This window comes from Nocardioides sp. CPCC 206348 (assembly GCF_048654705.1).
Classification (GTDB): domain Bacteria; phylum Actinomycetota; class Actinomycetes; order Propionibacteriales; family Nocardioidaceae; genus Nocardioides.
On the sequence record NZ_JBMCZA010000216.1, the window covers coordinates 71,843 to 72,434 of the forward strand.

At 72.1% G+C, this 592-nt stretch carries 1 protein-coding gene; it reads left to right on the forward strand.

Translation table 11 applies throughout. The features are described 5' to 3' along the window. Positions 1–592, forward strand: a 592-nt coding sequence (locus ACOADB_RS23675; protein ID WP_378604542.1) for an AMP-binding protein, incomplete at both ends; no start/stop codon positions are given.

The window sequence follows — 592 nt, forward strand, 5'->3', positions numbered from 1 at the left end:
GATCACCTGGGCCGCCTACTGGGACACGATCCTCGACGTCGCCCACGCCCTGCTGGCACTGGGCGTCCGCCCCGGCGACCGGGTCGCGGTGCAGAGCGAGAACCGGCCCGAGTGGCTGTTCCTCGACATGGCCACGGTGGCCATCCGCGCCACCACGGTCGGCCTCTACCCGACGAACCCGACCGCCGAGACGTCGTACCTCCTCTCGCACAGCGGTGCCTGCGTGCACTTCGCCGAGGACCAGGAACAGGTCGACAAGGCGCTCGAGTCGGGCGACCTGCCCGAGCTGCGCCGGATCATGTACGTCGAGCCGCGCGGCCTGCGGTCCTACGACGACCCGCGCCTGCTGGCGTGGGAGGCCATGCTCGCGATGGGCCAGGAGCACCGTGCCGCGAACCCCGGCGCGGTCGAGGCGCTCGTCGACGCGGCGGAGCCGTCCGACGTGATGACGCTCGTCTACACCTCCGGTACGACCGGCCCGCCGAAGGGCGCGATGCTGACGATCGGCAACGCCGAGTTCGCGCTGGAGACCGTGCTCGAGCGGAGCCCGTTCACCCGGCCGGCGCCCGGGCCGAAGGACCTGACGTTGTCC